Annotated in this window: 18 protein-coding genes; 12 read left to right on the forward strand and 6 right to left on the reverse strand. The window is 46.8% G+C overall.

What is annotated here, in order from left to right:
- Positions 1–116 precede the first annotated feature (116 nt).
- Complete coding sequence (locus tag DES40_RS11480) at positions 117–1,778, forward strand: MFS transporter (RefSeq protein ID WP_233345592.1); 1,662 nt, start codon at positions 117–119, stop codon at positions 1,776–1,778.
- Between the two features lie 106 nt (positions 1,779–1,884).
- On the opposite strand, the gene DES40_RS11485 is transcribed toward DES40_RS11480, so the two are convergent.
- From DES40_RS11485 to DES40_RS11505, 5 genes are all read right to left on the reverse strand, one after another.
- Positions 1,885–3,243, reverse strand: a complete 1,359-nt coding sequence (locus DES40_RS11485; RefSeq protein ID WP_121102300.1) for a response regulator — start codon at positions 3,241–3,243, stop codon at positions 1,885–1,887.
- 190 nt (positions 3,244–3,433) lie between these two features.
- Entirely contained in the window at positions 3,434–5,020 is a 1,587-nt protein-coding gene (locus DES40_RS11490; RefSeq protein ID WP_121102302.1) for a YifB family Mg chelatase-like AAA ATPase, read from the reverse strand.
- An 83-nt stretch (positions 5,021–5,103) separates the two neighbouring features.
- The gene (locus DES40_RS11495; RefSeq protein WP_121102305.1) at positions 5,104–5,712 is read right to left on the reverse strand and encodes a hypothetical protein; all 609 of its coding nucleotides are present in this window, start codon (positions 5,710–5,712) and stop codon (positions 5,104–5,106) included.
- 85 nt (positions 5,713–5,797) lie between these two features.
- Entirely contained in the window at positions 5,798–6,952 is a 1,155-nt protein-coding gene (locus DES40_RS11500; RefSeq protein WP_121102307.1) for a hypothetical protein, read from the reverse strand.
- A 202-nt stretch (positions 6,953–7,154) separates the two neighbouring features.
- Positions 7,155–8,387 carry a dicarboxylate/amino acid:cation symporter gene (locus DES40_RS11505; protein WP_170144977.1) on the reverse strand — a complete coding sequence of 411 codons (1,233 nt, stop codon included), beginning with the start codon at positions 8,385–8,387 and terminating at the stop codon, positions 7,155–7,157.
- A 246-nt stretch (positions 8,388–8,633) separates the two neighbouring features.
- Here DES40_RS11505 and DES40_RS11510 point away from each other — a divergent pair, with 246 nt between their 5' ends.
- Both DES40_RS11510 and DES40_RS11515 read left to right on the forward strand, forming a co-directional pair.
- Positions 8,634–11,132, forward strand: coding sequence for an FtsK/SpoIIIE family DNA translocase (locus tag DES40_RS11510; RefSeq protein ID WP_233345602.1), 2,499 nt, complete (start codon positions 8,634–8,636; stop codon positions 11,130–11,132).
- Positions 11,133–11,234: 102 nt separating this feature from the next.
- A complete protein-coding gene (locus tag DES40_RS11515; protein ID WP_121102311.1) occupies positions 11,235–11,753 on the forward strand; it encodes a GNAT family N-acetyltransferase in 519 nt (172 codons plus the stop codon).
- Positions 11,754–11,772: 19 nt separating this feature from the next.
- Here DES40_RS11515 and DES40_RS11520 read toward each other — a convergent pair whose 3' ends face one another.
- On the reverse strand, positions 11,773–12,495 hold the full coding sequence (locus DES40_RS11520; protein ID WP_233345656.1) for a LytTR family DNA-binding domain-containing protein: 723 nt from the start codon (positions 12,493–12,495) through the stop codon (positions 11,773–11,775).
- Positions 12,496–12,718: 223 nt separating this feature from the next.
- Between DES40_RS11520 and DES40_RS11525 the strand changes: the two genes are divergently transcribed.
- From DES40_RS11525 to DES40_RS11565, 9 genes are all read left to right on the forward strand, one after another.
- A complete protein-coding gene (locus DES40_RS11525) occupies positions 12,719–13,111 on the forward strand; it encodes a DUF2306 domain-containing protein (protein ID WP_170144978.1) in 393 nt (130 codons plus the stop codon).
- Between the two features lie 171 nt (positions 13,112–13,282).
- Positions 13,283–14,476, forward strand: a complete 1,194-nt coding sequence (sucC, locus tag DES40_RS11530) for an ADP-forming succinate--CoA ligase subunit beta (protein WP_121102317.1) — start codon at positions 13,283–13,285, stop codon at positions 14,474–14,476.
- 30 nt (positions 14,477–14,506) lie between these two features.
- The gene (gene sucD, locus DES40_RS11535) at positions 14,507–15,394 is read left to right on the forward strand and encodes a succinate--CoA ligase subunit alpha (RefSeq protein ID WP_121102319.1); all 888 of its coding nucleotides are present in this window, start codon (positions 14,507–14,509) and stop codon (positions 15,392–15,394) included.
- A gap of 86 nt (positions 15,395–15,480) precedes the next feature.
- Complete coding sequence (locus DES40_RS11540) at positions 15,481–18,447, forward strand: 2-oxoglutarate dehydrogenase E1 component (RefSeq protein ID WP_121102321.1); 2,967 nt, start codon at positions 15,481–15,483, stop codon at positions 18,445–18,447.
- Positions 18,448–18,484: 37 nt separating this feature from the next.
- Positions 18,485–20,008 carry a 2-oxoglutarate dehydrogenase complex dihydrolipoyllysine-residue succinyltransferase gene (odhB, locus tag DES40_RS11545; protein WP_121102323.1) on the forward strand — a complete coding sequence of 508 codons (1,524 nt, stop codon included), beginning with the start codon at positions 18,485–18,487 and terminating at the stop codon, positions 20,006–20,008.
- A gap of 44 nt (positions 20,009–20,052) precedes the next feature.
- Positions 20,053–20,484 carry a hypothetical protein gene (locus tag DES40_RS11550; RefSeq protein WP_121102325.1) on the forward strand — a complete coding sequence of 144 codons (432 nt, stop codon included), beginning with the start codon at positions 20,053–20,055 and terminating at the stop codon, positions 20,482–20,484.
- Between the two features lie 71 nt (positions 20,485–20,555).
- Positions 20,556–21,941 (forward strand): dihydrolipoyl dehydrogenase, encoded by a 1,386-nt coding sequence (gene lpdA / locus DES40_RS11555; protein ID WP_121102327.1) that lies wholly within the window; start codon positions 20,556–20,558, stop codon positions 21,939–21,941.
- A gap of 11 nt (positions 21,942–21,952) precedes the next feature.
- A complete protein-coding gene (locus tag DES40_RS11560; RefSeq protein WP_121102329.1) occupies positions 21,953–22,555 on the forward strand; it encodes a glutathione S-transferase family protein in 603 nt (200 codons plus the stop codon).
- A gap of 160 nt (positions 22,556–22,715) precedes the next feature.
- Positions 22,716–25,064, forward strand: coding sequence for a TonB-dependent receptor (locus tag DES40_RS11565; protein WP_121102331.1), 2,349 nt, complete (start codon positions 22,716–22,718; stop codon positions 25,062–25,064).
- Positions 25,065–25,097 lie beyond the last annotated feature (33 nt).

Below are 25,097 nucleotides of genomic sequence, written 5' to 3' on the forward strand. Positions count from 1 at the left end.
TGACGTAATTAATTTAACATTCAAGCGTTTAATCAATGGATGACAGCCAAACTTGTATTTTTATAGCATTGCTTTTTGCGCCTTAAAATCTACTCTAACGTATTCGCGAAGGGAAGATGATGTCGGATACAAATACGAACAAGCCTAAAACACGACATGCGCTCAAAATGGCGATGAAGGACCGACAAGTTCTGGCCATGCTTCTCTTGGGTTTGGCCTCTGGTTTGCCCTATGCCGCTGTTGGCGGCACTTTAAATGCTTGGCTTTCAACGGTGGATGTTAAACCTGTCGCTATTGGTCTCTTGTCCTGGGCTTTTTTAGCATACGCCTTTAAATTCATGTGGGCATCAGCTTTTCAGAGCCGAAAGACACCTTTCAATCTTAATATTGGCCCTCGCCGCTTTTGGATGTTTGTTTTTCTTGTCTTAATTACGCTCGGCCTATTTGTGCTCTCTTTCTCTAACCCTCCTAATGATTTGGCCCGCATTGGGTTGATTTCTGTCTTAATTGCCGTGTTCTCGGCGAGCTTTGATATAGTGTTGGCGGCGTGGCGTATTGAAGTTGCGCGCGATGATACGCATTTGGATATTTTATCAACTGTAGAACAATTTGGGTATCGTATTGCGAGCTTAATAGGCGGTTTTGTGGCTCTGCTCTTGGCTGACCAAATTGGGTGGAGATTAACTTTTTTAGGTGGCACAGCCCTTATGGGCCTTACGGTAATTGGTGTGTTATTGGCTAAGCCGACGCAGGTTAAAGAAACTAGCGAAGCCTTTATTCGTCAAGGTCAAAACCTAACAGATAAACAAAGGCGGCTCGGCACAGTCCTTATTTTAATGGGCTGGGCTGTTGGATTTTATTTAATTGCGAGCTTTATGCATGGTGCGTTGACAGACCCCGACAATCACAGCGCTAGAGATTTTATCCGTTACCAAGGCCCCATCGTCGTTGGTGTTACCGTTATTTGGTTGGGCGTTGTCTCGGCGGGAATGATATATTTAAATACTAACCAACCCCCGCAAACACGCCCTGCCGAAGATAACGGTGTCTTATCAATATTATATCAAGCCATAGTAGAGCCCATGATGGAATTGATTGGCCGTCTACGCTGGGCTGTGATTTTGGTTCTCGCTGTTGTTTTATCTTATCGATTTACAGACTTGATTTGGGGGAGTTTTGCTTACCCATTTTATCTGGGAGAGAACTACGGGGCATTAGGCCACAGCCTGACGGAGGTTGGGTTTGCGTCTAAGTTAATGGGCGTGATTGCGACCATATTAGGTATAGCCCTAGGGGGCTTGGCTATGCTGCGTTTTGGGCGAATGCCTGTCTTTTTTGTAGGGGCTGTGCTTGCGGCGTCAACAAACCTATTATTCGCGGATCTTGCTATTGGAGCGCCGGTGACGGATAAATTCTTGGGGTTAAGTCAGCTTGATGATCTGTTTGCGGTCTTTCAACTCGATATCCGTATGGCACGGCTTACCACTGTAATCTTTTTCGAAAACATCGCTGTTGGTTTAGCCAGTGCGGCTTCGATTGCCTATTTGTCCTCTATTGTGAACAAAGATTATGCGGCCGTGCAATATGCGCTGTTAGTCTCATTGGTCATGTTGTTGGGTGTCTTAGGGCGCCCAACTATTGGCGCAATTATTGAGAGCGATGGCTTTGCGAAAGCATTTATTATCTGTGCAGCGCTGGGCGGCGTCGCGAGTGTCTTGGCGCTGATTGAATGGATTCGTGTGGCAAAAACCGCTGCGCATAACCCGGCTAAAGAGTGAAAAGCCCAGCTGAAGAGTAAAATCTTTTCAGTGATTTTGATTTGAAGCGACTGATTATTGGCTTCTTATGTTTAGAGGCTGTGGCGAGAATGTTTTGGGCCTAGGATTAGCCGGCTAAATCAAGCTTGTTTTTGTCAGTCCAGTTTTTCACCATGTCAGATAATTCGTCTGCGCTAACGGGCTTCGTCATGAAATCATTCATGCCCGAATCAAAACAGGCGTTTCGGTCATCGTCAAAAGCATTTGCTGTAAGGGCGATGATGGGTAAGGATTTTGGAACATTCGGGAGCTGTCTAATTTTACGTGTGGACTCGAGGCCATCCATATTTGGCATCCGCATATCCATAAAAATGAGGTCAAAGCTTTGTGTCTTCATGGCTTCTACGGCCAGCGCACCATCTTCTACCGTTTCAACAATATGACCTTCAGCTTCCAAAAGTGTTCGGGTCAGCAAAGCATTAATGGCATTATCTTCGGCGAGTAAAATGCGTTTATTCGGCCCAGAGGACTCATCCGAATTTGAATTAATCTTTTGAACGGTCGGCTCAGCTTTTGGCTCTGACGCTTCAGGGTCGCTTTGCCCTACGGCTTTGGCGATAACAGCATCGCGCCAATTATTACCTAAGACGGCGCTGTTAGATTCTAATGGAAGGGCCCGCCGCTCAAAACTCCGCTCTTCGCGGTTGTCTTCGTTGGAAACAGCAGGGGCGGCATCAGGCACTTGCGCGGATGGTTCCATCTCTGGTGTCTGGACTTGATGGTCTTCATCAATAGTTTCGTGTTGGAAAGCCACTTGATGGTTTTGCGTCATACCAGATTGTTCAATCTGTTCGTGAAGCGCTGCTGTGTTAGGTACAGGGGCTTCGGCCTCAAAATTATGAGGGACTGATTCAGCCTCGACCACACCTTGGTCGGTCACGCCGTATTGGGCGGGCGCCTCATGAAAGGGCGCTTGATATTCTATTTCCGCCGAATGGGCCTCGGCGACTTGATTCTCGACTGGTTCGGCTTCTGGTAGGGGCTGAGCAGGAGGGGTGGCTGAGCTTTCTACCATATGGTGCTGATTTTCAACCTGATAATCAGGCTGAATAGGCGTCGCAGCATTGGCCGCCATCATAGGAGCGACAGTTTGCGCTTGAACAAAGGCCGTGACATTACGAGCTAAAGCAAAGGCGGCCCCATTTGCTTCTGTTTGTTCGATCCAATCATAGACCTGCTCGCCTTGATTTGGATCTTCAGCGGGCATACGCGTTTCAAATCGGTAGGGTACAGGATAACCACCTTGTTGTGGGGGTTGCGGCGCTGGCCAACCTTGTAAAACATTACCTGTCCATGCTTCGACTGTGCCGCCGTAAAGATTAAGAAAGGCATTATTCACAAAGAGAATACGTCCTTGGCTGTCCCGCTTCATGGCTGGGTCAGGCCAAAGCCAAAACTGTGCAGCAAAAGCGTTATCTGACGACATAAACTTCCCTTCGAGCCTGATTCGAACAGGCTTCCTGATAGAAGTGTGAGGGTTTAATCTAAAAATAGTCTTACCAAGGACGGTTTTTTAGCCGTTTTTGGGCAAATTCTTTGAAATTATAAAGAAAATATGACTGTGGTTGTGATTTGTTGAGCTATTCCGTGTTGGTAGAAATAGCAGAAACGACTGATTACGAATAAAAAGGGTTTTTGGTGTTTCGCCCTGTGGTTGAAGGTTTGGAACTATTTTGCTGATAATTATGAGCGGCAGCTTTGTTCATCCCATTGTGTACACGGCGATGGGATAGGCTTTCCGCAATATGTAAGCGATGAATTGTTTCCGAGCCTGCCAAATCCGCCAAAGTGCGCGCAACGCGTAAAACGCGGTGATAGCCGCGCGCTGTCAGGCCCAATGTTTCTGCGGCCTGAATCAAGAGCTTTCGGCCATCCGCATCAGGTTCCGCAACATGATCGAGACGGTCTTGAGAGAGTTCTGCGTTTGTAACCCCGCCATTGCGATCCATTTGAATTATTCTGGCTTGTGCAACACGCGCCGCAATCTCTGCTGTACCCTCGGGGCTAGGGGGTAAGGCGAGGTCAGCGGGGGTCACAGCGGGGACATCAATTTGAATATCAATACGGTCCATAAAAGGCCCGGAAATGCGGCTTTGATAATCTGCGGCGCAACGAATGCCTCTGCGGCACGCCACACCATTTGCGCCGCCAGTGCCGCACCGACAAGGATTCATCGCGGCAATGAGTTGAAAACGCGCTGGATAGCGTACATGAGCGTTTACGCGTGCGACCGAAATTTCCCCTGTTTCCAGGGGTTGCCGCAAACTATCTAGGACTGAAGGCGTGAATTCGGGCAACTCATCTAAGAATAATACACCACGATGAGCTAATGAGGCCTCACCTGGTTTAGCTTTATTTCCGCCGCCGACCATAGCGGCCATGGAGGCACTATGATGAGGGCTCCTATAAGGTCGTTCACGGGAAAGCTGCCCGCGTGTTAAGAGCCCTGCAACGGACTGTACCATGGAAACGTCTAACAGCTCTTTCGCGGTTAAGGGCGGTAATAAACCAGGCAGGCGCGCCGCAAGCATAGACTTTCCCGACCCAGGCGGGCCTATCATAAGGAGGTTATGTCCCCCTGCGGCTGCGACTTCGAGGGCACGTTTAGCCGTTTCTTGTCCGCGAACATCACGCATATCAAGAGTAGACGAATGATCCACAATTTCGCCGGCAATGGGCCGTGAGAGAACTTGCGTGCCTTTAAAATGGTTAAGTAACTGAACAAGGCTATGCGGGGCCAATATGGGGAGATCACCAGCCCAAGCGGCTTCTGCGCCATTGGCCGCGGGGCATATTAACCCAAAATCATAGGTGTTAGCCAAGACAGCGGCGGGTAAGGCTCCTGGCACAGAGGCGATAGTCCCATCTAAGGCGAGCTCGCCCATCGCCACAAAGCTTTCAATAGCGTCAGTAGGGATAGCGCCAGTTGCAGCCATTAAACCTAAAGCAATAGGAAGGTCATAATGCGCCCCTTCTTTAGGCAAGTCCGCAGGAGCCAAGTTAATAATAACCCGCTTTCCTGGTAAGTGTAGACCTAACGACGCAAAGGCGGCTCTCACGCGTTCACGTGACTCAGCTACTGCTTTATCGGCTAGGCCAACTATTGTGAAATGGGGCCGTGACGCAGACATAACCTGCACTTGAACATCGACGCGTCTTGCTTCGGCGCCTTCAAAGGCGATTGTTTGTATGCGTGCAACCATAGCTTGCCTTTCTGATACTACAGAAAGCAGAGCAGAGAGAACAAATCAAGAACTTTATGGATTAAACAATCAAATTTTATAAATTAAGCTAGGCCGACACACCTCAAGGCTCGAAATTTTTCAGCCGTATGCGGGAAAATTAAAGGGCGTTTGGCTTGTCGTAACGGGTCTCGCATTAGATAACCTTGGGAGGATTCATCCAAAATCAGGGCCCAATGGGTTCGGCCATTAGGAAGGATAAATTGAACTAAGGGATAATAACCCTCAGCCATACAGCCTTCAATGAGCTCTGCGCTTACGGACTCATGAAACTGAGCCTTGGCTTTACCGCCTGTGACTTTCCGTATCCCGTCCCATATCAGCCAACCTCTTGGTGTAAAGCTATCTGTATAGGTCAGGCGTTTATTGAGATCAGATGGGTTTGTTTCAAAACCAAGATTGGCGAGGGCCATACTTACGGCGGTTACCAGACATCCATCGCTGGCCATAGTGTCGCCTGAATTTCCAAGCTCTTCATGGCCCCATCGTGGGTCTTTTTGGTAAAAGGCCGCGTAATCAGGCAGGCGTGTTTGGCTCTGCAAAGGGGTGGAATTTTGTCCTGAATCAAGAGTTTTAGAAGCCGACTTACGCGGTGTTGACGAGCAGGCCGTCATAATGACCGCGAGGATAATGATTATGGCTAAGCGTTTCATAAGGCGAGCTTAAGGGGTAAATTTTAAAATCCCGTTAGCTCACATTAGCTAGCGACCCTTGTGGCCAGCTTCGATTGATAGCCGATTAATCAACACATAAGGCCGCGCTAATCGTGCCAGCCACGACTTCGGCATAACATCCGAAAGGATTATCCGTAATTTGGCATAGGCCGCTTACAGCATTTTGGTTGGCAGCATCTGCGCTAGCCAAACATTTGCCTTCACAATTAGAGCTATCAATACAAATATTTCCGCCGTCACTATAACGCATCGTACAGCGCTCATAACCCAGCATACCTGCACGTTCAATAAAGCCCCCATTCGTTAAACATTGCGTGCGCTCCACAGCGCTTAGTTTTCCAGGTTCAGAGGCATCAGCTTCAATAGGCGTCAAATTTGGACTGTCGGGGATTGGGTCTTTGAGGAAACGCGTTAGAGGGTAAAGGGGCTTAAGCAAGTTACCTTCAGAGCTGCTCAGGGCGCGTTTATCTTTTATGTTGAGCTCAACAAAAAGACGACGCTTCGGATCATAAAGGTAAATTGAATCCTTATCATACCCGATTTGATTGAAACTGTTTATGACGCCGCTATTGGATTTTTCGAACCAGTTATGAGTGTTTTGGCGAATAAATTTACCAGAATTATACTCTGCAACCTTTAAAGACTTCGGTGCAGGGGTCTCATCTGTCTTGATAATATCCTTGATGACATCAACGCTTTTCGGCGGGTTCTTACCCGGCGGTATGTAATTGGGCTGTTCTTGCTCTAATTTGGGCGGTGTTTGTTTTATAATAGGTCTTACGACTTCAGGCTTCGGCTCAGCTTTTGGCACAGAAAGATAAATGACATTTGTCACGTCATAAAGTTTGGCCATTGCGTGGCCGGGCCATTCCCCAGAAATGGTTTTGTTCTCTACATCAATCAAGATTTGAACATTACCCTGAAGGCCTTGGAGGCGTAGATCTTTGCCGTCAAAGGACAAGGTCGTAAATTCATAGCGTCTCACGCCGTTAAAATCATACTCAACCCAGAGACCCGTATTTCTGTCTTCTTGGATATATTGTCCGCCGTTAAAGTCAACTTTCGCTATAGGCGCAGTAGGTTGTGATGTGGATTTCCGTTGTTCCTGAGCCAGTGATGACGTCGCTGAAACAATAAAAAAGGCCGCAAAGAAAAAACCCATAACTATTAAGCTGATGTGTTTAAATGAAGTCTCTTTAGCCTTAAAAATCGTCATCATAATAAATCCTTTGCCCCAGAACACTGAATACATGTTTCGATTCGGTACACTCTCCCGACTCCCGAGCCACAAAAAGAGACAGAGAACGCCTGAATGACAGCATATTCAATAACTATGATGTTAATATGCCAAAGCCATGCCAGAAAGCATGGCTTACAGGTAAAAGACAGAAATCAGGTGTGTTCCATTATGGGGCCAATGATTAATCAACCGAAAGCGTTTTCGGAGTTCGATAATACAGCTTTAAACCATTCGCCGTACTCATGGAATCTGACTGTGTGTTTAATACAGTCCGGAGGCGATCCAAAATCAACGTATCAATGGTAATGATCAAGCCTGTAACATAGGTCGCATATTCTGCAGAGACGCCTTGGCTAACAAGAATATCTTGTAGCAAGACGACCGAAGCAGAAGGTGTGCCAGCTGCAGCCGTCGCAAATATTAGCGACTGAAAGCCGACAATTATCATATCGCTAATGCCGAACTCTAGTCCAAAAGCTTTCATGCTATAAAGAGAGAGTAAGAGTAAGCCGATTAAGGTGCCGACCATATTAATCGTCGCGCCAATAGTGAAGAAAGGCGTACTTTCATCACCATTCGCGCCTAATTGATCACAGGCGATTTTAGTGGCTGGAAGCGTCGCCATTGAGCTTGAAGTAGAAAAAGCGACAAGCGCTTGCGGTAAAATGGCATTAAGAACGAAGGCTACGCCGCGGCCCTGAATAACCGAAGTGATAATGACCATTACTAGCCATACGAGAAGCATCGCCATGAAATATGGTAGTAATACCGGAAACAGATTGGCGAGGGTTTCAACGCCGCCAGGTTTATTTAAGGCTAAGGTAATTGAGCCAAAAACGGCCAAAGGAATCGTATATTGTAAGAACTTACGAAAACCAGCAATGAAGATGTCAGACATTTTATCTGCGGCTTCGCCCATATTAATTTTCTTAAGGGCCGCGCCAAAGAATAAGCCAGCATAGATTGATATCATTAAAGCCGAAGTTAGCACGCCATATATTTTTACGGCAAAAGAGGTTTGCTTTAGGTCTGCGCTAGCACTGCCAATTGTTGAGGGGTCTGGTAAAATGGGCAGGCCAGAAAAAACAGAAAAAGCGGTGATGGCTAGGATCATTCCCAAAAGGGAAAAGCCGACAAAGAACATGAAAACACGCACAAATTTTGCGCCCATACCGCCGCGCGAAATTGCGACAGAGCTGGCAATACTCATGATAATCAGTGCGTACATGAGCGGTTTAAGAGGGACAAACAGTGCATCTTTTGCCAAGGCAGCTATGGATTTCGTGACGGTCACGCCGCCGGCTGAAAGCGGTTGTACTAAAAAGCTCGCGCCAAGCGCCCACAACCCAATGGCTAAGCCTGCAGCAAGAATGACGAGCAAGAGCAAAGATGTGTTGTGAAAACGGTCTGTCATAAAGTCCCCAAAATATGTTTGAGCGACTAAAGCCATAATTTATCAAGGGGGGCAAGACCACATATCTGTAAGGTTCAGCTTATCAATGTGATTTTAGCAAAATTTGAAAAAATATAGCTGCAATGTTGAGGTAAGAGGCCGGCGCTTTGGTTTTCCACAATAAAATTCATGGGCCTTAACCGGACCTTTACCCTCGGGCTTCACATTCTCTTAACAAAAACCGCTTGAATCTTTGGATAATTACGAATGGCACCACCTCCTTCCGCAACGGCAAATGCTGATATGGCATATGACCCTGAGGTTGTGCATGCTATGATGGCGGATTTAGAAGCCTCGCAGATTAATCCTTTCAGGCGCGCTATTTCCGCACTTATCGTCATTGCGCTCGCTGCTTTTGCACTTTTGGCGGTGATGACCTACAGCCCCTTTGATAGCACCGCTGATACGGCAGGACTGAACGGGGTCCGCAATGCATTTGGAAGCGGCGGGGCCAGTTTTGCTAACATAATGATGCAAACCTTAGGTCTGGGCACGCTTTTGGCAGCAGGGCTGGCTTTGTTTTCTGGTGTCCGCGCCCTCTTTCGACCGAAACCCTATAAAAATAAATGGGACCAATTTGGACGTATAGGTTTATGGTTGAGCGCCATTATTTTTGGCGCCGCGACCTTATCCGCATTTCCTATTCCGCAAGATTGGCCATTAGTAACGGGCATGGGGGGATGGATAGGCGATTTGATATTCTTAAATCTGAAGGCGCTTCTTCTTACCTTTAACATCCCTTTTGCGGGCATAATCATTGCGGCTCTAACATTTACACTGGCCATTTTCTGTATTGGCCGATTTATGCGAATTGTGACCAAAGATGTGTTCGATGTTATGGATGCGGCTGGTTTAGTTTGGGCCTATATCCGTATTTGGATTGATCGTGTGGCGTCTCTTTTGGCGCGTATATTCCGTAAATTATTTAAGACCGCCTATATTGATGACATTGCTCAGCCTGCGGGAAGGCAGAATTTGTTTCGAGAGAGTATTGCCTCTCCGCCCATGGCGACTGAATCAATGGCTTCTGATAACGCGGCCTATGCAGCGCCTGTTCATGCGCCAGTTGCCACGCCAGCCCCTGCACCCGCATATGCGGCTCAACCAGATTACGAGACTCCCGTTGTTAAACCTGCGGCCAAGACAAAACCAAAAGCGGCGAGTAAGTCGAAACCCAAAAAACCTCAATTTAACTTCCCTGACGGGTCAGACTTTGTCTTGCCGGGTCTAGACCTTTTGAAAACGCCGCCGCCGCGTTCAACGACTCATGACCAAGCCGAATTGGCGCGCCAGTCAGAGCTTTTACACAAAGTCATGGGTGATTATGGCATTGAGGGTGAAATGGGCGATGTGCGTCCTGGTCCAGTGGTAACTTTATTTGAATTTGAACCCGCACCTGGCGTAAAATCACAACGCGTGATTAATTTGTCAGATGACATTGCCCGTAACATGTCGGCTCAATCTGCGCGGATTGCTGTCGTACCTGGCCGAAATGCCATGGGCGTCGAAATGCCGAATAAACGCCGTGAAACGGTTTGGTTAAAGGACATGCTTGCCTCCAAGACTTTCCGTGAATGTGAGGCGTCACTACCGCTTATCATGGGGGAAGACATTGGCGGCGCGCCATTTGTAGCTGACCTTGCTAAGATGCCGCATTTGCTCGTCGCAGGTACAACGGGGTCAGGTAAATCCGTTGCCATTAATTCGATGATTTTGTCATTAATGTACACGCTGACGCCCGAGCAATGTAAGTTCATTATGATTGACCCAAAAATGCTTGAGCTTTCCGTTTATGATGATGCTCCGCATCTTTTGGCGCCTGTTGTTACAGAACCCAAAAAGGCTGTTGTGGCCTTGAAGTGGACGGTACGTGAAATGGAAGACCGTTACCGCAAAATGTCTAAAATCGGCGTTCGAAATATGGCCGGATTTAATGAAAAAATCGCTGGCTTCAAAGAATCTGGCGAAGTCATGACAAAAACAACGATGACGGGTTATAACAAAGAAACGGGCGAGCCGGAATATGAAACCGAAGAGCTCGAGTTTGAGCCAATGCCTTATATCGTCGTCATTATTGACGAAATGGCTGACCTAATGATGGTCGCCAAAAAAGACATTGAAGGCTCAGTTCAACGCCTAGCGCAAATGGCGCGTGCCGCGGGTATTCATATGATTATGGCGACCCAGCGCCCTTCTGTTGATGTGATTACGGGTACAATTAAAGCAAACTTCCCAACACGGGTCTCATTCCGCGTTGGATCGAAAATCGACAGCCGTACAATTTTAGGCGAGCAAGGTGCAGAGCAATTATTGGGTAATGGCGACATGCTTTACATGGGAACGGGGCGACCTCGTCGTTTCCACGGACCATTTGTGTCGGATGGAGAGGTCGAACGCATTTCTGAATTTGTCAAAGCGCAAGGCGCGCCAAGCTATCTAGAAGATATTACAACGGAACGCGAAGAGGCGCCCGAGGATCCAAAACTCGCAGGTGGCGGATCAGAAGGCGGGTCGCTCTTTGATCAGGCTGTGGCTATTGTCGCGCGTGACCGCAAAGCTTCAACAAGCTACATCCAAAGAAAACTCTCTATTGGGTATAACCGCGCCGCTGACCTGATTGAACGCATGGAAGGTGAGGGCATGATTGGGCCAAGTGGGGCAGGGGGTAAGCGCGATATATTCTTGCCAGAAGAAGAAGCCTTTTAAGGCGTCATTCTCTTTTAAAGGATTGGCCCTGTCCTATACGGCCCTATCTGGCCTTGACCTCTATGGTTTTGATAGTCTTATCTTTGTTTGTGATTGTTCCTTATGACCCAAATTATTCTTGAAACGCCGCGTCTTATTCTCCGCGAAATTGATATCGATAAGGATATTAATGCTTGGCACGATATGATGACAGACGAAGAAACTGTGCGATATATTGGTGGGCAGACAATGGACCGCGCGGGCGCGTGGCGACAAATGGCGACGGTTATTGGGCATCAAAAGGTTCGGGGTTATGGATTTTGGTCAGTTATTGAAAAATCCAGTGGTGAGTTTGTTGGCCGCGTAGGGCCCTGGTTCCCTGAGGGTTGGCCAGAGCCCGAGATAGGGTGGACAATTCATCGGAATCACACACGAAAAGGCTATGCAAAAGAGGCAGGCGCCGCCTGTGTAAAGTATGTTTTTAACACGTTGTCTTGGCGGCGGGTTATCCATGTTATTGCAGAAGATAATGTGGCATCGATTAAAACAGCAGAGGCGATTGGATCAAAGTTTTTATATTCTATTGATCATTTGCCGCCCTTTGGTGATGTAAAGTGCCTTGCTTATGGTCAGGTGAAATAACGCTACAAGCCGAAAACTGTCAAATCCAACCTGCTTCTTTAACGGCTTTAGAACCATTTCGGCTGACGGGGGCCGTGTTGGCATTTTTTAAAGTCAGAATGATTTTACCGTTTTTGCGCACAATGCTTTCGACGCCTGCTTTAGCGACCCACCATGAACGATGTGTTTGAACCCCGTTCAGAGGGTGGGTTTCTTTGATGGCATCAGACAGACGCATTAAAACCATTTCATCCCCTTTATCGGTATGGATGCGAACATAGTGATCTTCGGCGCTGAGGGCATAAATCTCGGCTTCTCTTAAATTATAAGGCAAGCGCTCTAGCAGTGCAGACCTTTGCGGTTCGGCGTAGATAGGCGTTGTTTGTGTCTTTGAGGCTTTCAAAAGCGCGCCGATAAAACAAATAACAATACCGATGACCCAAACATAGAAAGCTGTCAGGAGTAAGCCTTTAAGTGTATATTGTGGGAAGGCTAAGAGCATCGTTGCGCAAACAAAGATAGTCGCGCCTATCGATTGACCGAATGTGAGTTGCCATAGATTCAAACGCCATTTGAAGTGGGTTGACATATAATCAACGAGGCCTGCGCCTAATCCCCCTGCGACGCACAGACCAATCCAATAAATGGCGCTTTTTAAAAAGGGCAGGTGGCTCGTACCGAATGGCCCTAATATGCTCAATACAATGCCGGCTATGATCGAGGTGAGTAATAAGGGGTAAAGTTTTTTGACTAAGGCTTTCACCAAAAACGGCCCCTTCAGGATGAGTTATTCACGTATCGTGAACGGATAAGATAATGTTTTCAAGCCTAAACCTACGACCTTTCACGATGCGTGAGTGGAAGGCATTGACCGTTCGCGAATTATCGGCGCGGTTTGGCGCAATCCGCCTTTCAGGCAAAAAATTTCTAGACATTATAGTCATCAGAAGAACGACAGCGAGCAAATGAGCGTAAGGAAGATAGCTATGAATTGGGAATATTTTACACAGGTGAGTTTTGCCATTCAGGTACATATAATTGTGGCGTTTATCGCTTTGACACTGGGCATAATTATGTTTGTGCGCAGAAAAGGGACGGGATCTCATAAAGTGATAGGCCGTGTATTTGCCGTCATGATGTTTCTTGCCGCATTGTCTGCTGTATTTATCCGAGAAATTAATGAAGGCCGCTTTTCATGGATACATATATTCGTGCCCGTCACATTTTTTGCTTTGTTTGAAACTTTTTATTATATCCGAAAGGGAAACTTGAAAGGCCATAAACGTGCTGTAAAGGGGTTGTTCTTTGGTGCCTTGCTAATTCCGGGTGCATTTTCTTTCATGCCTGGCCGGACAATGTGGATGATATTCTTTGCATAAAACACCCGTAATTAGCGGTTAAACCATAGGGTTGAATGAAAAGGCTTAATTTTCGGCCCTAACGGCCTTAATCGACGGTTGCGGGGGGCGTCTGCACCCATTATATGAGTTACGATTTTTGGCACATTTGGGTGCCATGTCTTGTAACTTTTAACAAGCGGACACGACTTCATGAACATTCACGAATATCAGGGCAAGGCTGTCCTTAAGGAAATTGGCGCGCCTGTCTCCAAAGGGGTGGCTATTTTTGACGCCTCCGAAGCAAAAGCCGCTGCAGAGTCTTTGGGCGGCCCTCTATGGGTGGTGAAATCTCAGATTCATGCCGGCGGTCGTGGTAAAGGTACATTTATAGGCGCTCCTAAGGATGCCAAAGGCGGGGTGCGTTTGGCGTTCTCAGTCGACGAAGTTGTTAAAAATGCAGAAGAAATGCTTGGTAGCTATCTTGTGACCGCGCAAACGTCTGATGAAGGTAAGCAAGTTAACCGTCTTTATATCGAAGATGGGTCCGATATCGAAACAGAGCTTTACCTCTCTATCATTATTAACCGCGAAACATCGCGCGTCTCTTTTATCGTCTCGACTGAAGGCGGTATGGATATTGAGGCTGTGGCGCATGACACACCAGAAAAAGTTATCAACTTTGACGTTGATCCTGCGACAGGCTTTATGCCGCATCATGGCCGTACACTAGCAAAGGCGTTGGGCTTGTCAGGCGATCTGGCAAAGCAAGCCAATAAGCTTGGCCGCACATTATATAATGGCTTCCTTGCCAAAGACATGAGCATGTTGGAAATCAACCCGCTCATCGTTACTGAAGACGGCCGTCTTCACTGTTTGGACGCGAAAATCAGTTTTGATGAAAATGCTCTATATCGTCACCCAGACGTTCAAGAACTTCGCGACATTACCGAAGAAGACTCCAAAGAAACCGAAGCTAAGAAATATGACCTGTCCTATGTGGCCCTCGACGGCAATATTGGCTGTATGGTGAATGGCGCGGGTCTGGCTATGTCAACAATGGACATCATCAAGCTTTATGGTGCAGAGCCAGCCAACTTCCTCGATGTAGGCGGCGGCGCGACAAAAGAAAACATTGTGGCGGCGTTCAAAATTTTGACATCAGACGCCAAGGTAGAGGGTATTTTGATCAATATCTTTGGCGGCATTATGAAATGTGACGTTATCGCCCAAGGTACAGTGGATGCGGTTAAAGAGGTTGGTCTCGAAGTGCCGCTTGTGGTTCGCCTTGAGGGTACAAATGTCGAAGCCGGGAAGAAAATTATCAATGAAAGTGGCTTAAATGTCATCGCCGCTGATGACCTTGATGATGCAGCGCAAAAGATTGTCGCTGCAGTTAAAGCATAAGCCCGAAGATAATTAAAAAGAGATATTTAAATGTCAGTATTAATTAATAAAGATACCAAGATTATCACACAGGGTATGACGGGTAAAACCGGCACCTTCCATACGGAACAAGCGCTTGCTTATTACAACACGAAAATGGTTGGCGGCGTTACTCCAGGCAAAGGCGGCACCGAGCATATCGGCCTGCCAAACTTTGACACGGTAGCCGAAGCGAAACATGTGACAGGGGCTACAGCGTCAGTCATTTATGTTCCGCCGCCCTTCGCAGCCGATTCAATTCTTGAGGCGATTGATGCAGAGATGGAGCTTATTATTGCCATTACGGAAGGGATTCCTGTTGCAGATATGATTCCTGTGAAACGCGCTTTGCAGGGCTCCAAATCTCGCTTAATCGGACCAAACTGTCCTGGGGTTCTAACACCAGAAGAGTGTAAGATTGGTATTATGCCCGGTAAAATCTTCAAAAAAGGGACTTGCGGCGTGGTTTCACGTTCAGGCACGCTCACTTACGAAGCTGTTTACCAAACATCTCAAGTTGGGCTCGGTCAAACAACAGCAATTGGTATTGGCGGTGACCCGATTAACGGCACAAATTTCATCGATTGTCTTGAGCTCTTCCTTAATGATGATGACACAAAGCAAATCATCATGATTGGCGAAATTGGTGGTTCAGCCGAAGAAGAAGCCGCGGAATATATTGCGCATATGGCCAAGAAGGGCATTAAAAAGCCTATGGTTGGATTTATTGCTGGGCGTACTGCGCCTCCTGGCCGAACAATGGGCCATGCTGGGGCGATTGTTTCTGGCGGTAAAGGCGGTGCAGAGGACAAAATTTCAGCAATGGAAGCTGCTGGCATACGTGTTTCAGACTCTCCTGCGAAATTGGGCGTTACCATGATGGAAGTCTTGAACGGGTAACCCATTAGTATTTAAGAACATTGTTAAGGTGTAGGGGGTATTAACCCTATACCTTAATTTAAAACCTAAGACCCAGAGGTCGAATCATGGCTGACAAGAGCCGTTCTGAGCAAAACCAAGAATTCTTGGACACTCTTTTTTTAGATGGCGGGAATGCCGCTTATCTGGAACAAATGCAGGCGCTCTATGCGCGCAATCCTAATTCTGTTGATGCGAGTTGGCGCGAATATTTTGCTGCGCTTGATGAAGATCGCACCAATGCACAGCATGTAGCTGATGGCCCAGCGTGGAAAAAAGCGAATTGGCCTCTTGCTGAAAATGGTGAGCTTACATCTGCCCTAACGGGGGATTGGGGCGCAGACCCTGAGCTTGCGGCCAAAGCTGTGGCGAAGGCTAACCCGAATTTGACCACGGATGAGGTTCAACAAGCCGCAAAGGATTCCATTGCCGCTCTGATGCTCATCCGGGCTTATCGCGTTCGGGGGCATTGCATCGCGGATTTAGACCCGCTTGGATTGTCAAAGTCAGGGGCGCATCCCGAACTTGATCCAGCGACCTATGGTTTCAGCCCGTCCGATATGGACCGCGATATATTTATCGATGGCGTTTTGGGGCTTGAATATGCATCCTTAAGCCAAATTGTAGAGATTTTACGCCGCACATATTGCTCGACGCTTGGGGTGCAATTCACCCATGTATCTAATCCCGAAGAGAAAGCTTGGATTCAAGAGCGCCTTGAAGGCCCTGAAAAAGAGATTAGTTTTTCTAAAGAAGGTCGTCTTGCGATTTTACAAAAATTAATCGAAGGCGAAGCTTTTGAGCAATTAATTCATAAGCGCTACCCAGGAACAAAACGCTTTGGTATTGACGGCGCGGAGAGTCTGCTCCCTGCCTTAGAGCAAATTATCAAGCGCGGTGGCCAGCTCGGACTAAAAGACATCAATTTCGGGATGCCGCATAGAGGGCGGCTGAATGTCATGGCGTCAGTCATGCAAAAACCCTATTCTGCCATTTTTTATGAGTTCTTAGGCGGCGTAGCCTCAGGCGGCGAAAGCTATGGATCCGGCGATGTAAAATACCATTTAGGCGTATCAGATGATCGCGAATTTGATGGAAATTCCGTACATTTGTCTTTGGCGCCAAACCCATCTCACCTTGAGGTTGTAGGCCCTGTCGTCATGGGTAAAACTCGCGCCAAACAACAAATGGCCTCGGGTACTTATCAGTCCCATAAACCTGAAGAGGTTATGGCTGTTATCCTTCATGGGGATTCAGCCTTTGCGGGTCAGGGCGTTGTTATGGAGAGCTTTCAGCTCTCACAATTACAAGGTTACCGGACAGGCGGCACCATTCATGTTATCGTAAATAACCAAATTGGATTTACAACAACACCAGACGAATATCGTTCGGGACAATATTGTTCTGATGTCGCCTTTATGGTTGAGGCCCCAGTTTTTCACGTCAATGGTGATGACCCTGAAGCGGTCGTTTTCGCGGCGCGGGTTGCAACAGAGTACCGTCAAAAATTTGGCAAAGATGTTGTCCTCGATATCGTATGTTATCGCCGTTATGGGCATAATGAGGGAGATGACCCTTCCTTCACCCAGCCAATTATGTACAGCAAAATTGGCGACATGCCGAGCACGATGAATAAATATGCGCAGCGCCTGATTGCTCAAGGTGATCTTACAGAAGCTGAACATACAAAGCGTGTTGACGATTTTTATGGGTATCTTGATACAGAATTTGACAAAGCAAAAACCTATGAAACCAAACAACCTGATTGGCTGCAAGGGGTTTGGCAGGGCTTAAGCTTACCGACTGAAAAAGATGGCAAGCGCGTCGGCGAAACCAGTGTTAAGTTGGAGCAGTTAAAAGAAATCGGCACCAAAGTAACCACTATTCCGAACAGCGTTAATATTCACCGTACGTTGAAACGTATCATAAAAGCCCGAGCAGAAAAAATTGCCTCTGGTATTAATATTGACTGGGGTCTGGCCGAGCATCTGGCTTTTGGGACACTTGTTCTAGAGGGGCACCCTGTACGTCTTTCTGGACAAGATTCTGAACGCGGAACCTTCTCTCAACGGCAATCTAACTTTGTCGACCAAAAGACAGAAGAAAAATATACACCGCTAAACCACTTGGACAACAATCAAGAATATTATCAAGTGCTGAACTCTCATCTTTCAGAGGAAGCTGTTCTGGGTTTTGAATATGGGTTCTCGACAGCCGCGCCTAAAGCTCTGACGATTTGGGAAGCGCAATTTGGCGATTTTGCCAATGGTGCGCAGGTCATGGTTGATCAATTTATTTCGAGCGCAGAACAAAAATGGCTACGTATGTCGGGCCTCGTCATGCTCTTGCCTCATGGTTATGAAGGGCAAGGTCCTGAGCATAGTTCGGCGCGACTAGAGCGTTATTTGCAGATGTGCGCTGAAGACAATATGCAGGTCACTAATATTTCAACACCCGCAAATTATTTCCACGCCCTTCGCCGTCAGGTGAAACGCCACTTCCGAAAACCGCTTATTAATATGAGCCCTAAAAGCTTGCTTCGGCATAAGCTGTGCGTCTCAACCTTAGAAGAAATGGCAGAAGGTAGCGAGTTCCACAGAGTCTTGTGGGATGATGCGGAATATCGCCCTGAATCCACTGAAATTAAGCTTGCCTCTGATTCAAAAATTCGCCGCGTAATTTTGTGTTCTGGTAAAGTGTATTACGATCTATTCGAGGAAAGAGAGAGGCTGAATATTAATGATGTTTATCTTTTGCGAGTAGAGCAATTCTTCCCTTACCCTGATGATGCTATTCAGGCTGAATTGAAGCGATTTAAAAACGCGGAAATGATGTGGGTGCAAGAAGAGCCAAAGAACATGGGCGCTTGGACATTTATCAACCCATTCGTAGAAGAAAGCTTGATAGCTATAAAAGCAAAGAACACGCGTTTACGATATGTTGGCCGCGTGGCCGCAGCCTCGACAGCGACAGGTATTTCTGCGAAACATAAAAAAGAACAACAAGCCTTGCTCGACGACGCCTTTGCGAAGTAGTGAATAAAGCGCACAACTGGAAAAAAGTAAGTTCAATATGACTGATATTACAATCCCTAATGTAGGCGAAAGCGTTTCTGAAGTAACGATTGCCACGTGGTTTAAGCAACCTGGCGATGCTGTGAAAAAGGATGAGCCTCTAGTTGAGTTGGAAACTGACAAAGCGGCCCAAGAGTTGGTTTCACCAGAAGATGGTGTTCTAGAAGAGATCCTCGTCGCTGAAGGTGATGTTGCGACGATTGGCCAATTGATTGCTAAACTGGGTATGGGATCCGGCACAGCCGCAAAAACGGATGAATCCCCAGCCAAAGCTGCCCCTGCTGAAGAGACAGCCCCTAAATCTGAAGCATCATCTGGCCCTGCGCTTGATATTGATGTGCCTAATGTTGGGGAGTCAGTTTCTGAAGTTACGATTGCATCATGGATGAAACAGGTGGGCGATAGCGTAGCAAAAGACGAAGCTATGGTAGAGCTTGAAACAGACAAAGCGGCGCAAGAGCTCGTGGCACCGCGCGACGGTGTTATTACGGAAATTCTTGTTGCTGAGGGTGATGTTGCGCAGGTTGGCCAAACTATTGCGCGACTAGGCGAAGGCGGCGGTGCGTCTGCTGCGCCAACGGCCTCAAATGCTGCGCCAGCGGCCACACCTCAAACCAGCGGCCAAACAGGTGGAAGAGCGATGCCATCGGCTGCCCGCATCATAAAGGAAAACCACTTGGATCAATCAGGTATTGCAGGCACAGGAAAAGGCGGCCGTATTACAAAAGCTGACGCTTTGAGTGCCAAAGCTAATCCGCCGTCAAATGCCTCAACAGCCAAGCCTTCTGCGCCAGCGGCGCCAAAGGCTCCACGGGTTGTGGGTGAGCGAGAGGAACGCGTGCGTATGTCTCGCCTTCGCCAGACGATTGCTCGCCGTTTGAAAGATGCGCAGAATACAGCGGCTATGCTTACGACTTATAACGAAGCTGACATGAGCCATATCATGGCGATGCGCTCGGATTATAAAGAGCTATTCTTGAAAAAACACGGTGTGAAGCTAGGCTTTATGAGCTTCTTTGTGAAAGCCTGTGTTCAAGCCTTAAAAGATGTTCCAAGTGTGAATGCCGAAATTGATGGCACAGATATCATCTATAAGAACTATTATGATATCTCGATTGCTGTTGGTACGGATAAGGGCCTTGTTGTACCAGTGCTGCGAGATTGTGATGAATTATCATTGGGCGGCGTTGAAAAAGGAATTGGGGAGTTAGGTGCAAAAGCACGTGACGGACAACTCTCTATGGATGATATGTCTGGTGGCACATTCACCATTTCAAATGGTGGTGTCTATGGTTCATTGATGTCTTCTCCTATTCTTAATCCTCCACAATCGGGTATCTTGGGCATGCACAAAATTCAGGAGCGTCCTGTTGTCGTGGATGGAAAGATTGAGATTCGTCCGATGATGTATTTAGCGCTTTCTTATGACCATCGTATCGTGGATGGCAAAGAGGCTGTGACTTTCCTTGTCCGGGTTAAAGAGTGTTTAGAAGATCCTGAGCGTTTATTGTTAGATCTCTAAAGTAATAGTGGCGTAATATTTATTTAAAAAGAACAGAGGGACTTATGACGAAAACAAAACCTTCAATCCTGTTTTGGGGCGTGGCTGTTCTTTTTGTAATCTGGAATTTATTCGGCATATATACATTTTATGTATCTATAACGGGCACCACAGAATCATTGATGGCGCAAGGTTATACAGCCGATCAAGCTGCCTTTATGATGGGATCCCCCATGTGGTATTGGGTGGTATTTGGCTTGGCAGTATGGTCTGGTCTATTGGCATCAATATTATTTATGTTTCGCAAAGCCTGGGCTGTGAAAACCTATCTATTTAGCCTTTTCTTTGTGGCCATAAGCTTTGTTGCCGATGCGCTGATTGGTACGTTCAATGTCTTGGGCGGCGCATATATTGTAATTATGACGGTCGTTCTTGTCTTGGCCCTGATTGAATATTACACAGCTCGCAGATTTGCGGCAAAGGGTGTGTTAAGCTAAGTTCGCGTGTTCCTAGCATATTTAAGCCTAAGCTTATCCTATTTTAAATGAATTCAAAGGCGGAGTTTTCCATGTCAGATATCTATGACGTTATCATTATTGGCGGCGGTCCAGGTGGATATAATTGCGCCATTCGTGCGGGTCAGTTAGGCTTAAAAGTAGCCTGTATCGAAACGCGCAAAACATTAGGCGGTACGTGTTTGAATGTTGGGTGTATCCCTTCAAAAGCCCTTCTGCATGCGACAGAGCTCTATGAGACAGCGACGAATGATTTTGAAGCAATGGGTATGAAAGCCAGCGTTGAGTTTGATATTCCTGAAATGATTAAGGCCAAGCAAAAAACGGTCGATGGTTTAACAAGCGGTATTGAGTTCCTCTTTAAGAAAAACAATGTCGATCACATTCGTGGATTTGGTAAAATCGTTGGCGAAGGTAAAGTCGAGGTTGACGGCAAACTATACGAAACAAAAAATATCGTTATTGCTACAGGTTCTGAAGTGGCCACTTTGCCAAATATCGACATTGATGAAAAGCAGATTGTTTCGTCAACTGGGGCACTGGAATTACAAAAAGTTCCCGGGAAGATGATAGTTATTGGCGGCGGAGTCATCGGTTTAGAGCTTGGTTCAGTTTGGCGGCGATTAGGAGCCGAAGTTACTGTTGTTGAGTTTCTTGATACAATCTTGCCTGGTTCTGATGGTGAAATTCAAAAGCAAGCGCTTCGAACATTAAAGAAACAAAAAATGAAGTTTGAACTTGGCCGTAAAGTGACTGCTGTCGAGAAAACAAAATCAGGGCTCACCGTTAAAACAGAAGCCTCAGCGGGCGGAAAAGAAAAAGACCTTGAAGCTGACGTTGTATTGGTCTGTATTGGTCGTCGTCCTTTCACAAAAGATTTGGGCTTAGACGTTTTAAAAGTCGCAACAGATAAGCGCGGCTTTATCGAAACGGATCACTTTAAAACAACGGCAAATAATGTTTTCGCCATTGGCGATTGTACAACAGGCCCGATGCTAGCCCATAAGGCTGAAGAAGAAGGCGTCGCAGCGGCCGAAATTATTGCCGGAAAAGCGGGGCATGTTAATTATGGGGTCATTCCGGGCGTTGTCTATACATCGCCAGAGATCGCTAGTGTTGGTAAAACTGAAGAAGAGCTGAAAGCGGCGGGCATACCTTACAAGAAAGGGAAGTTCCCCTTCACAGCAAACTCTCGTGCGCGCTGTAATCATGAAACAGATGGTTTTGCGAAGATTCTCGCACATGCGGAAACAGATGAAATTCTGGGTGCACATATTATTGGGGCTCTCGCAGGAGACCTTATTCATGAAGTTTGCGTTGCTATGGAATTTGGCGCGGCTTCAGAAGATATTGCTCGTACGTGTCATGCGCATCCGACTGTTTCAGAGGCCGTCCGTCAGGCGGCTATGGACGTCGAAAACTGGGCCATGCAAATGTAAGAGCGCGCCTTATGAAGCTCTATGACTATTTACCGTCTGGAAATTCATATAAGGTGCGTTGGCTATTATCCTATTTAGGGCTGAGCTACACACATATCCCGATAGACATTCATAAAAGAGAAACGCACACGCCTGAGTTTTTGAACAAAAACCCAGCCGGGCAAATCCCTTTATTGGAATTAGAAGACGGTCGTTTATTGGCCGAAAGCAATGCAATCTTGACCTTTTTGGCTGAGGGCTCAGACCTTATTCCAGATGATGCCTTTGAACGGGCAAAAATGATGCAATGGATGTTTTGGGAACAATATCGTCATGAACCTGCTATTGCTGTAGCGCGGTTTATTCGAAATTATGCCATGGATAGCCGGTCAGATGAATTACCAGCGTTGATGACAAAGGGTGAGGCCGTCCTTAATATAATGGATGACCACTTATCTGAGAGGGATTGGTTCGTTGGAACCTCTCGAAGTTTAGCCGATATCGCCCTATATGCCTATACTCATGTGGCTGACGAAGCGGGCTTCGACCTTAGCCAATTTTCAAGCATAAAAGCGTGGTTAGCTCGATTTGAAGCTATAAATGTTCATATATGCATGGGCGACATACCGTTATAGCCGTAAATCCGTTGTGATTTTGCAACATATCTTAGTAAATCCTGTAAAATTTGAATTTACCGCTCGTATGTCGTGTTCATTTACGCATAGATAACATTGCACGATGTTAATAGGCACGTGCAAACAACAATAAAAATATAAATCAAATCGGGAAAACACTATGAACAAGCAAACCGCTTTATCCGCAAGTCTATCCGTACTCGCGGCTTCTCTTCTCATGAGTCCATCTGCACAGGCCCAGAACAGGCAATCTGCTATTGATGTTTTGACAGATGAGATTGTGGTGACGGCCACCAAAAAAACAGATGCTGAGGGTATTCAGGATGTTCCTATTGCAATTACAGCCTTTAGCGGCGGGACGTTGGAGGCCTTAAAAGTTCGCACGCTTGAAGACCTATCATATTCCGCACCAAATGTGGCTCTAGATGATATTGGTACATCGCGCGGGGGCGCGAATTTTTCTATTCGTGGTTTGGGCGTGAACTCATCCATCCCGTCAATTGACCCAACGGTTGGTCTTTTCGTTGATGGGGTATATATGGGGGTTACATCAGGCGTACTTTTTGACGTCTTTGATTTAGACAGCGTTGAAGTCCTGCGTGGACCACAAGGGATTCTATTCGGACGCAATACAACAGGCGGTGCTGTTCTTCTCAATACAGGCGATCCTACGGATGAACTAGAATACAGCCTTCGCTATGCAGTTGACGGACCGGTTGATAGCGGCCGCGGCGGCGTGAATGTTTATGGCCAAGGCGTTATCTCAGGCCCTCTCATAAAAGATAAATTAAACGGTAAGCTCGGCGTCTATTATAATAACGATGCTGGATATTTTAAAAATGTCGAAACCGGAAATAATGTCGGCCAACAAGAAACCTATATTTTGCGCGCGGGCCTAGAGTTCACGCCTTCGGAAAATATTCGTTTCCTCGCTAAGGGTGATTATTTCAATAATAAAGGCCAAGGCCCCGTTGGGCAAAACCGCGGGCTTTACGAGCGTGACTCATTTGATTTTGCCATCGATAATGAAGGTTCACAAACTGGCGAAACATATTTCGGTGTCTTGAAAACTGAAATTGATGTTGATTTTGGTGATGGCCGTATAACGAACATTTTCGGTTATCGGGATGCAGTGGGCACAACAAATGGTGATATCGATTCAACCCCGCTGAATTTGTTCCATTCGACCACAGATTTTGCACAAGATCAAATTTCGAACGAATTGCGCTATAACGGTACTTTTGGCCGCGCTGACGTCACAACGGGAGTCTTCTATTTTGATCAAGATGTCGCCTATACAGAGACCCGCGAATTACAAAGAGCCCTAACTCCGACGCCACTGCCTATTTTCTATGGCGGCGGTTACCAAGCCCATAGTGTGTTCGGTCTCTTCGGGGCGGTGGATTATAGCCTGACTGAAGCCTTGAAACTGCAACTGGGTATTCGTTACTCAGAAGAAGAAAAAGACGCAGGCATTACATATATTCAAGCAAGAAACCCTTGTAGTGTTGTTGAAGGGACATGCCCTGTAACAGGGACAAATATGGATGTGCCGGGCTTTCTTGGCGGTGGTTTGAATAATGGATTCACGGATAGTGATAAGTGGAGCAACTGGTCGCCAAAAGTGGGGCTGCAATATCTTCCAAATGAAAACTCACAAGTCTTCGCAAATTGGACGCGTGGATATCGTTCGGGCGGGTATAACTTCCGAATTACAAACCCCGCTGCATTTGAAGGCTTTTTTCCACCGGGCTCCGACAGAGCCACACGTGAAGAAAAAGTGGACTCATATGAAATTGGTACGAAAATTGAGTTTGCGGATCGTAGAGCGCAATTAAATGGCTCTGTGTTTGTCACGAAAATAAATGACATGCAGCGCGAACTCAACCTGTCTGACCCTGTACGCGGTGTATTACAAAACATCATCAATACAGCTGACGCCACGATCAAAGGTGTAGAGATTGAGGGCCGTTTAAAAGCCACGGACAATCTTCTCTTTACGGGTAATATCGGGATTATTGATGGTGACTATGATACGATCCTTAATGATATTTCAGGGGACGGGATTGTAGATGATACTGATTTGGCTCTTGATATCCCGCGCCTAGCGCCGCTTACTTTTGGTGCCGGTGTTATTCACGATATGGATATGGGCGATTCTGGAACAGTGACCAGCCGCCTTAATTTCCAACGTCGTGAAGAGTTTGCTTATACCGATACCAATTTTGGCTTCATCCAAGCTGCAGATATTTTGGATGCCAATATTACGTGGAACACACCGCTTGAGGGCGTCGCTATTTCGATCTTTGGTAAAAACCTTCTTGACGAAGTCCAGGCCGGTAACGATACGCAACTTCCTTTTGGCGGGAACTTGGCCGGTTTCATTCCGGGCGCAACCAACCTCGCGAATGGGGTTAACAGCCCATATGATAATGCCCCTGCGGTTGGTACGTTATCACCGCTTAAAAAGGGTCGACGTCTTGGGATCGAGCTAACAATCAAAGGCTAATAACAATCAGACTTTGATTGATAATTTTAAAGC

This window comes from Litorimonas taeanensis, from assembly GCF_003634015.1.
In the GTDB taxonomy this organism is placed as follows: Bacteria; Pseudomonadota; Alphaproteobacteria; order Caulobacterales; family Maricaulaceae; genus Litorimonas; species Litorimonas taeanensis.

Coding starts and splice junctions, on each gene's coding strand:
- DES40_RS11490 (WP_121102302.1), bottom strand. CDS start 5,020: ATGGTTGCACGCATACAAACAATCGCCTTTGAAGGCGCCGAAGCAAGA.
- sucC (WP_121102317.1), top strand. CDS start 13,283: ATGAACATTCACGAATATCAGGGCAAGGCTGTCCTTAAGGAAATTGGC.
- DES40_RS11515 (WP_121102311.1), top strand. CDS start 11,235: ATGACCCAAATTATTCTTGAAACGCCGCGTCTTATTCTCCGCGAAATT.
- DES40_RS11550 (WP_121102325.1), top strand. CDS start 20,053: ATGACGAAAACAAAACCTTCAATCCTGTTTTGGGGCGTGGCTGTTCTT.
- DES40_RS11500 (WP_121102307.1), bottom strand. CDS start 6,952: ATGATGACGATTTTTAAGGCTAAAGAGACTTCATTTAAACACATCAGC.
- DES40_RS11540 (WP_121102321.1), top strand. CDS start 15,481: ATGGCTGACAAGAGCCGTTCTGAGCAAAACCAAGAATTCTTGGACACT.
- sucD (WP_121102319.1), top strand. CDS start 14,507: ATGTCAGTATTAATTAATAAAGATACCAAGATTATCACACAGGGTATG.
- DES40_RS11495 (WP_121102305.1), bottom strand. CDS start 5,712: ATGAAACGCTTAGCCATAATCATTATCCTCGCGGTCATTATGACGGCC.
- DES40_RS11480 (WP_233345592.1), top strand. CDS start 117: ATGATGTCGGATACAAATACGAACAAGCCTAAAACACGACATGCGCTC.
- odhB (WP_121102323.1), top strand. CDS start 18,485: ATGACTGATATTACAATCCCTAATGTAGGCGAAAGCGTTTCTGAAGTA.
- DES40_RS11560 (WP_121102329.1), top strand. CDS start 21,953: ATGAAGCTCTATGACTATTTACCGTCTGGAAATTCATATAAGGTGCGT.
- DES40_RS11510 (WP_233345602.1), top strand. CDS start 8,634: ATGGCACCACCTCCTTCCGCAACGGCAAATGCTGATATGGCATATGAC.
- lpdA (WP_121102327.1), top strand. CDS start 20,556: ATGTCAGATATCTATGACGTTATCATTATTGGCGGCGGTCCAGGTGGA.
- DES40_RS11525 (WP_170144978.1), top strand. CDS start 12,719: ATGAATTGGGAATATTTTACACAGGTGAGTTTTGCCATTCAGGTACAT.
- DES40_RS11565 (WP_121102331.1), top strand. CDS start 22,716: ATGAACAAGCAAACCGCTTTATCCGCAAGTCTATCCGTACTCGCGGCT.
- DES40_RS11505 (WP_170144977.1), bottom strand. CDS start 8,387: ATGACAGACCGTTTTCACAACACATCTTTGCTCTTGCTCGTCATTCTT.
- DES40_RS11485 (WP_121102300.1), bottom strand. CDS start 3,243: ATGTCGTCAGATAACGCTTTTGCTGCACAGTTTTGGCTTTGGCCTGAC.